This is a genomic window from Streptomyces sp. NPDC051576, from assembly GCF_040681835.1.
Lineage (GTDB): Bacteria > Actinomycetota > Actinomycetes > Streptomycetales > Streptomycetaceae > Streptomyces.
Map to the genome: position 1 here is coordinate 428,700 of NZ_JBFAZO010000009.1, position 7,743 is coordinate 436,442.

Here is a 7,743-nt window from a genome sequence, read left to right on the forward strand (position 1 = left end):
CGGTACGCACGCTCGGCGCGGACGCCCGGGTTGTCGCGGCCGCCTTCGCGCCGATCTCGCCGAGGTGCGCCACCGCGCACTCTTGCGGCACGGCGGCCGTGGCGAACGCTCCTACGCCAAGCCTCCCTCCTGCGCGTCGGACCGTCACAGCGAGGACACAGACGCGAGTTGGCACCCCAGGTGACAGGTGCTTGACAAAGACTTCTTCAAGCCACGGGACACCCGCACCCGCCCGTGGTCGGGTCACCTGCGACGGCTGTACGAACTGCCCCTGTGGGAGGACTCGGTGTCAGCATCAACCCGTAAGAGACGATGGCTCACGATATGCGCCATCACAGCGTCCGCCGCTCTCGTCGCGATACCGGCGGGCGCAGCGTCCGGACGGAGCGGCAGCCCCTTCGGGGCCCGCGCGCTCGCGCAGGTCGCCAAGGAACGCGAGCAGTCGGTGGGTGCGCTCAGCCCCAAGGCCGCGGGAGAGGACGGTGACGACGGCAACGAGGCCGACGAGATCGCCGAGGGCGCGGACCAGTACGCCGAGGCCCGCACCTCGCCCGGCGTCGTCGCACCCGGCGCATACGGTGCCGCCTGGACCAGCCTCACCAACCTGCCATCCACCGGCGGCAGTTGGAAGAACGTCACCGACCTGCCGTACAACTCCGACGACCCGCGCTACCGCGACATCGACTCCAACTCCAGCGGCGGCTCGGGCAATGTCACCGGCCGGATGGCCGCGATGGCCGCCGATGACGACGGGTACGTCTACGCGGGGAGCGCGGGCGGCGGCGTGTGGCGCTCGCACTCCGGAGGAGGGCACTGGCAGCCCGTCAGCGACAAGCTGCCCTCGCAGTCCACCGGGGCGCTCGCACTGGACGGCGGCGGCCGACTGTGGCTCGGCACCGGCGAGGCGACGACCAACGCGGACGCCTACCTCGGCAGCGGCGTCTACGTCCTGTCCGACCCGCACCACGGCACGTTCTCCGCCCGCAGCCGGGTCGGCGGCGACGAACTGGAGTCCACCACCATCCACGAGCTGCGCTTCGGCGGCGGCAAGGTGTGGGCGGCGACCAGCGAGGGTGTGTGGAGCCACTCCACCAAGACCCTCAAGGGCGCCTGGAAGCTGGAGTTCGCGCCCAACCCCGACTATCTGCCGGGCGGTTCACTTGCGAACGACGAGTCGGCCGCGTACAAGAACATCGCCAACGACATCGCGATCGACCCCAAGGACCCGTCCAAGGTGGTCCTCGCGGTCGGCTGGCGCAGCGGTGACGACTACAACGGCTTCTACACCAAGGGCGCGGGCGGAACCTGGACCCGGATCACCAGCGGCCTGGGCGACCTGCCGGCCGACCCGGACGACGTCGGCAACGTCACCTTCGCCCGCTCCGCCGACGGTTCGCGCTACTACGCCATCGACCAGTCCCCGGAACAGCTCAACACCAACCCGGACAGCGGCCTCGAGGGCATCTACGTCTCCAAGTCCGGTTCCCCGACCGGGCCTTGGACGAAGATCGCCGACTACAAGGGACTGGCCGCGGACGGTTCGGCGCTCACCTCCAGCGGCTACATGCCCGGCGTGCAGGCCTGGTACAACCAGTTCCTGACCGTCGACCCGGCGAACGCTGAGCATGTCTACGCCGGACTCGAGGAGGTCTACGAGACGAAGGACGGCGGCAGCACCTGGTCGACCGTCGGCCCGTACTGGAACTTCTCCTTCCCCTGCTGGAGCATCGACCCGGCCAAGCAGACCGGCGACTGCAGCCCGACCACCCACTCCGACCAGCACGGTGTCGCGATCGGCAGCTACCACGGCAGGAGCTTCGTCTACGTCGGCAACGACGGCGGCGCCTACAAGCGCCCGCTCAACGGCTCCCAGGACTCCTCCGGCCACGCCACCGACTGGGCGTCCCTCAACGACGGCACCATCGACACCCTCCAGTACTACTCGGTGGGCGTCGGCAAGGACCTCACCTACGGCGGCGTCTCCGTCACCGGCGGCCTCCAGGACAACGGCCAGTCCATCCTGCGCAGCAACGACAAGGTGATGGGCTCCAACTTCGGCGGCGACGGCGGCGACACCCTCACCGACCCGGCCAACGGTTGCGACATCGCCGAGGAGTACGTCTACCTCGCCATCCAGGTGACCCAGAACTGCGCCGTGAACGACGGCAGTTGGATCACCGACCCGAGCAAGGCCACGTCGTACAGCGTCGCCCCCGCCGACAACGCGACCGGCGAGGCCCGCTTCATCGCCCCGCTCGCGGCCGACGCGAAGAACAGCTCGACCTGGATCGCCGGCGGCCGCCACATGTGGGTGCAGACCCACGGCTACGCCATCCGCAGCGGTTCGGAGTGGACCAGCGTGTACGACCTCGGCGCCGGCCGCACCGCCACCGCCGTCGCGGCCTCGGGCGGCAAGGTGTACGCGGCCTGGTGCGGTCCCTGCAACAACCAGGGCTTCGCCCGCGGCATCTCCGTCGGCAACGCGGACGGCACCGGCTGGCACGACATCACCCTCCCGGCCACCGGCACGGACGGCACCGTGCCCAACCGCTACCTCAGCGGCTTCGCCATCGACCCGAAGAACGCCGACCACGTCTACCTCACCGTCAGCGGCTTCTCCCGGCAATGGACCGAGGGCCCCGGCGCCGGCGTCGGCCACGTCTTCGAGTCCATCGACGGGGGCACCACCTGGAAGGACATCTCGAAGAACCTCCCCGACGTGCCGACCGACTCCGCGGTCGTCACACCGAACGGCGGCCTCGCCGTCGCCACCGACCTCGGCGTCGTCTACCGCGCGCCGGGCCGTACGACCTGGGAGCGCGTCGGGAACCTCCCGGCGGTCGCGGTGCTGCAGCTCAAGCTGAGCCCGGACGGCAGGACGCTGTACGCGGCCACGCACGGCCGCGGCATCTACACGATCGACGTGCGCGACTGCCACTGAGGCAGCAGTGACGCAGGGGTGACCCCGGCCGGGGTCACCCCTGCGTCGAGTACGGGACCACGCTCACGTGCAGGGTGAACGCCGGGCGCGCCGCTCCCGCCACGTCCGGCGCCTTCGCCGTCACGCTGACGTCGCCCGCACCCGGTCGTACGGTCGCGCACCGCAGGGTGGCATGGGCGGTGCCGTCCGCGTCCACGCGCCATCCGGAGAGCAGCACGAAAGCGGGCGCCGAGCTGTGTACGGCCGTCCACAGCTTGTCGTCCACGCGGGGCCGCAGGACAAGGGAGACCACTGTCCCCGGCCGCACGCACAGCTGCTGCTCGGCCGCGTCACCGGGGGAGACGGTGACGTCGGTGTGGCCGGCGGCGCAGCCCGCCGGTGACGCGGAGGTGGTGGGGGACGACGACGGACCGCCTCCGGTCGCACTCCCAGACGCGGCGCCCGACGAGCCCACGGACGAGCTTGCGGACGTACCGGCCGACGGCTCGGACGAGCGGCTCCCGGACGCGCCTGCCCCGCCCCCGCCCGCCGATGAGCCGCACGCGGCCAGCAGGGCCACTCCGGCGACCACGCACCACCCGGCCCACCACCGCATCAGCGCCTCCCGGCCCGAACCGCACGTACGACCACCAGCATGCCGACTCAGGCTGGAACTGTCCTGGACATCGTCTGGCTCGGATTGTCATCCGTGGCAAGGCCTTGCTCCTGGCATTCGAACGAAACGGTCGACGAATCAGGCGGTTGTGTCTACGGGTTCTACGGGTTCTACGGGTTCTACGGGGGCAGGAGGAACGCTGTGTCGGTGTTCGAGGGCTTTGAGACCAGGCGGGTTCAGGTCGGTGAGGCATCGATTCTCGTCCGCTACGGCGGGGAAGGGCCGCCGCTGGTGCTGCTGCACGGACACCCTCGGACATCTGCGACCTGGCATCGCGTCGCCCCGCTCCTCGTCCGACACGGTTTCACCGTGGTCTGTCCCGATCTCCGGGGCTACGGCCGGTCCACCGGTCCTGCGCCTACCGCGGACCACGCGGGATACTCCAAGCGGGCTGTCGCCGGTGACGTGGTCGAGGTGATGCGCTTTCTCGGTCATGCCAGGTTCGCGCTCGCCGGGCACGACCGTGGGGGCAGTGTCGCGCTGCGTCTTGCGCTCGATCGTCCCGAGGCGGTCTCGCGGGTGGCGCTGATCGACTGCCTGCCCGTCACCGAACACCTGTCCCGCATCACGACCGAGTTCGCTACGCAGTGGTGGCACTGGTTCTTCTTCGCCCAGCCGGATATTCCCGAGCGGGTCATCAACGCCGATCCGGATGGCTGGTACCGCGGTGATCCCCAGAGCATGGGGCGGGAGAACTACGAGGAGTGGCGCGCGGCCACGCGAAACCCCGACGTCGTGCGGGCAATGCTGGAGGACTACCGGGCGGGTCTCACCGTCGACCGGCGGCACGAGGAGGACGACCGCGCGGCCGGGGTACGGATCCGGTGCCCGGCGCTGATTCTCTGGTCGCTCCGGGACGACCTGGAGGACCTGTACGGGGACCCGGTGAAGATCTGGCGGCAGTGGGCCCCGGACGTGCGAGGCCACGGCATCGACTCCGGCCATCATGTGGCCGAAGACGCTCCACAGGCGCTCGCGTCTTCCCTTGCGGACTTCTTCGCCGGACGGCCTGAGTGAGAAACCTCGGGGCCTGCGTTGCGCCGGGGGAGGGAGGTTTTGTCGGTCCGCGGGCCGTGTCGTCTCAGGCGAAGTCTGCTGCGGTGATGCCGTCTGCATGTCCGGACGGCCACTCGACCAGCTCGATGCGGTAACCGTCCGGGTCGGTCAGCCATGACGTCTTCGGGCCGTGGGGGCCGGCCGGGTGCTGGAGGGGTTCGGGCCTCAGGCCGGCTCCGGTCAGCGTCTGCAGGGTGGTGGTGAGCTTCTCCACCTGGATTGCGAGGTGGTCGAAACCGCTGCCCACGTCGACTGGTTCGTCGCCGGGGCGGTGGACCAGTTCGAGGGAGGCCGCCGGTTCACCGGGGAACTTGAGGATCACGAGGCGAGCCCCGTCGCCGATGTCGACCCTGCCCAGTTCGGCGTAGCCCAGGGCGGTGTAGAAACCGAGCGAGCGGTCCAGGTCGGTGACGCGGTAGGAGACGAAGAGCGTCTTCACGCGGCCTCCTCGGGTCGGCGCACCCGGTAGCGGAGGTGCGTGACGTCGCGGTCCTTGAGCTGTCGGACGAGGTCGAGTTCGATGTGGTCGCTGCCCAGGTGGTCGAAGAGTCGTCGGCCGTAGCCGAGGAGGACCGGAACCAGGTGGATCTCCATCTCGTCCACCTGCCCGGCTCGCAGAAGCGCTTGGGCCGCTCCCGCTCCGTGGACCATGACCGGACGGTCTCCTGCGGCTGCGCGTGCCTGACGGGCGCAGGTCTGGGCGTCGGTGACGAAACGCGCGTGCCCGGGTGGCACGTCCCCGTCGTCCACCTGGTGGGTGAGCACGAAGATCGGCACGCCGTTGTGGTGATCACCCTGCCAGCGTCCGGCGAGTTCGAAGGTCCGGCGGCCGGAGATCACCGCGCCGGTCGCCAGCGCCTCGCGGTAGACCTGGCCACTGGGACCGTCGGACTCCCGGTCGTCGAGCCAGTTGAAGAGGCGCCCGCCGTCGCGCCCGAGTTCCTGCCCCGGGCGGTCGTCCGGGCCGGCGATATAGCCGTCGAGCGACATCGACATGTACAGCCGGATCGGATTGTTCATCCTGCCCTCCATCTCTCCTCCATGACACCGGGATCCGGCGCTGCGTGATCCGCCCGGCGGGGCGGGAAGTCACAAGGGAGACTTCAGGCGAGCGGGGAACTCATCGGTCCGCGGCGTGCCGGTCTGCCGGGCGGCCCGAGGGGGCGGGAGTCATGGTCCGTGGGTCATTGCGGTCGTTCGGGCCGCGTGGCTTCCGCAGCGTTCGACGAGCGCAGAAGCGACACTGTGACCCCACGACCAGGATCACGGCTTGCGGCTGGTGCGACGCACAGCAGTTCGGCCGTTGACCAGACGCTTCCGATTACGTTCGCGTGTGGTGTGTCGACGAGGCGACCCCCGGACAGCGGCGTGCCGACCTGCTTGACGTGTTGCAGGACGGGTGAGACTTCCATGCTGTGCGGGTCGGCCAGGAATCCGATGCGGTCCGTAGTGAATTCGCATAGTTCGTCTCGGTCTCGGCAGCGTGGGACGGCATGGATGGTGCAGGGCCGGAGACGGCTGCGGCGAAGGCGGTCTCGGGTTGCTGCGCGAGGGTGCGTCCGACCTGCTTCACCACCGACGGATGAACGCGCAGCCAGAGATTTGCCCCGGCGTGATTGCCCAAGGCGGCTACGGCGATCTCGACGTCGATGTGGACGACGCGGCGCAGGGGCAAGGTGTGAAGGCGGCGTGATACGCGCCCTGGGGTGGAGTCCGCGGCTGTGGCGAGGTCGACGAGACTGGCGCGGCCGTCTGCTGTGAGGGTGTCGAGAATCCTCTCGTCCTCATCGGTGAGGTGCGCGGGATCGTGGGTGACGGCGTGAACTGACCGATGTTGTCGCGCGGTTGGCGACGCTGTCCGCCCCGCGCCGCCGCCGCGGGCGTTGGCACTCGCTGGGCCCGGAGCTACTTACTGCGGTCTGCGCGGTGCCGGCCGGAGGCCGCTGCTGCTTGGGCATCGGCCAGTGGGCACGCAATGCTCCGCAGTCCTGTCCCGCCCGTTCGGGCGTCACCTCCCGCGGGCCGCTCGGTGCCCGGGGTGTCGTCGACGGGCGCCCGCACCCCGACACCGACGGCGCCACGCACCTGCTGTCGGCCTGTACCGGCTCCGGACGTGCCGTCTCCCAATTCCTCGTGTCCGACACGACCACCGAGGTCACCGTCCTGTCGTGTCCTGCCCCGCCATGTGCTGGTGTTCTGTCGTGTGTTGGTGGTTGTCGTGTTGTGCGGGGATCGCGGCGCACGGGTGCTGGTGTCTTGTGTTTCATGCGGTGCCGAGCCGGTTGATGTCGGGGCTGTGGAGGACCGACGGGCCGGTGCCGTGGAGACCTACGACGGCGATCATCGCGCGTCCGAGGTGTTCGGTGGTGGTCGTGTGTGCGGGGGCGAGCCGGTGCAGCAGGGGGTAGAGCCAGGAGGTGAGCCGGTAGGCGAGGCGGTAGGAGGCCGTCTTGGAGAGGGCGCCGTGACGCGGCTGGATGTAGGCGGGCCGGAACATGTAGGCGTGGAGGGGCATGGCGAGGAGTTCGTTCTCGGTGCGGCCTTTGACCCGTGCCCACATGGTGGTGCCTGATTCGGTGCTGTCGGTCCCCTCCCCGGACACGTAGGTGAAGGTCAGCGTGCGGTTGCCGGCGCTGACGGCGCGGGCGGCGGCCAGGGTGAAGTCGTGGGTGATACGGGTGTAGGTCTCCTCGTCGCGGCCGGAGGAGGAGATCCCCAGGCAGAAGAAGCAGGCGTCGAGTCCCTCCAGTTCGCCCTGGATCGCGGTGAGGTCGCCGAGGTCGGTGTGTACGATCTCCCGGATTTTCGGGTCTTCGACATTCAGGGGTGTGCGTACGACGAGCAGGACCTGGTCGATGCCCGGGTCCTGGAGGCAGGCGCGCAGTACGCCCTGTCCCACCATTCCGGACGCTCCGAAGATGACCACGCGCATGGGTGCTCCCGGTGGGGGGGGGTGAGTCGGCGGACGGGGGGTGCCTTACGGGCGGGAGTGCCGGCCGAAGTCCCCGCCCGCACCCGCGCATACGGCCCGGCCGACGAACAGGGCCTGTCCTTCCGGGGTTTCCTCACCTTCGAGGACGCCCTCGCACCC

The 7,743-nt window shown here is 69.8% G+C and carries 6 protein-coding genes; 2 read left to right on the forward strand and 4 right to left on the reverse strand.

Translation table 11 applies throughout. From position 1 onward, the window contains the following. Nucleotides 1-286 precede the first annotated feature (286 nt). Complete coding sequence (locus AB0M63_RS29565; RefSeq protein ID WP_366021596.1) at nucleotides 287-2,941, forward strand: glycosyl hydrolase; 2,655 nt, start codon at nucleotides 287-289, stop codon at nucleotides 2,939-2,941. A 34-nt stretch (nucleotides 2,942-2,975) separates the two neighbouring features. Here the strand turns inward: AB0M63_RS29565 and AB0M63_RS29570 are convergent, their stop codons facing one another. Next, entirely contained in the window at nucleotides 2,976-3,536 is a 561-nt protein-coding gene (locus AB0M63_RS29570; RefSeq protein ID WP_366021581.1) for a hypothetical protein, read from the reverse strand. 207 nt (nucleotides 3,537-3,743) lie between these two features. On the opposite strand from AB0M63_RS29570, the gene AB0M63_RS29575 reads away from it, so the two are divergent. Continuing rightward, nucleotides 3,744-4,613: an alpha/beta hydrolase gene (locus AB0M63_RS29575; RefSeq protein WP_366021597.1), complete on the forward strand. Its 870-nt coding sequence runs from the start codon at nucleotides 3,744-3,746 to the stop codon at nucleotides 4,611-4,613. A gap of 64 nt (nucleotides 4,614-4,677) precedes the next feature. Here AB0M63_RS29575 and AB0M63_RS29580 read toward each other — a convergent pair whose 3' ends face one another. The 3 genes from AB0M63_RS29580 to AB0M63_RS29590 all read right to left on the reverse strand — a co-directional run bounded on the left by AB0M63_RS29580 (nucleotide 4,678) and on the right by AB0M63_RS29590 (nucleotide 7,584). Next, nucleotides 4,678-5,091 carry a VOC family protein gene (locus AB0M63_RS29580; RefSeq protein WP_366021582.1) on the reverse strand — a complete coding sequence of 138 codons (414 nt, stop codon included), beginning with the start codon at nucleotides 5,089-5,091 and terminating at the stop codon, nucleotides 4,678-4,680. Continuing rightward, on the reverse strand, nucleotides 5,088-5,672 hold the full coding sequence (locus tag AB0M63_RS29585) for a dihydrofolate reductase family protein (protein WP_366021583.1): 585 nt from the start codon (nucleotides 5,670-5,672) through the stop codon (nucleotides 5,088-5,090). The genes AB0M63_RS29580 and AB0M63_RS29585 overlap by 4 nt, the downstream gene beginning before the upstream one ends. Nucleotides 5,673-6,915: 1,243 nt before the next feature. Then, nucleotides 6,916-7,584 (reverse strand): NAD(P)H-binding protein, encoded by a 669-nt coding sequence (locus tag AB0M63_RS29590; RefSeq protein ID WP_355925518.1) that lies wholly within the window; start codon nucleotides 7,582-7,584, stop codon nucleotides 6,916-6,918. Between the last annotated feature and the right edge of the window lie 159 nt (nucleotides 7,585-7,743).

Excerpts from the sequence above, each read along its gene's own strand:
- AB0M63_RS29570 (WP_366021581.1), bottom strand. The coding sequence starts at position 3,536 with ATGCGGTGGTGGGCCGGGTGGTGCGTGGTCGCCGGAGTGGCCCTGCTG.
- AB0M63_RS29590 (WP_355925518.1), bottom strand. The coding sequence starts at position 7,584 with ATGCGCGTGGTCATCTTCGGAGCGTCCGGAATGGTGGGACAGGGCGTA.
- AB0M63_RS29585 (WP_366021583.1), bottom strand. The coding sequence starts at position 5,672 with ATGAACAATCCGATCCGGCTGTACATGTCGATGTCGCTCGACGGCTAT.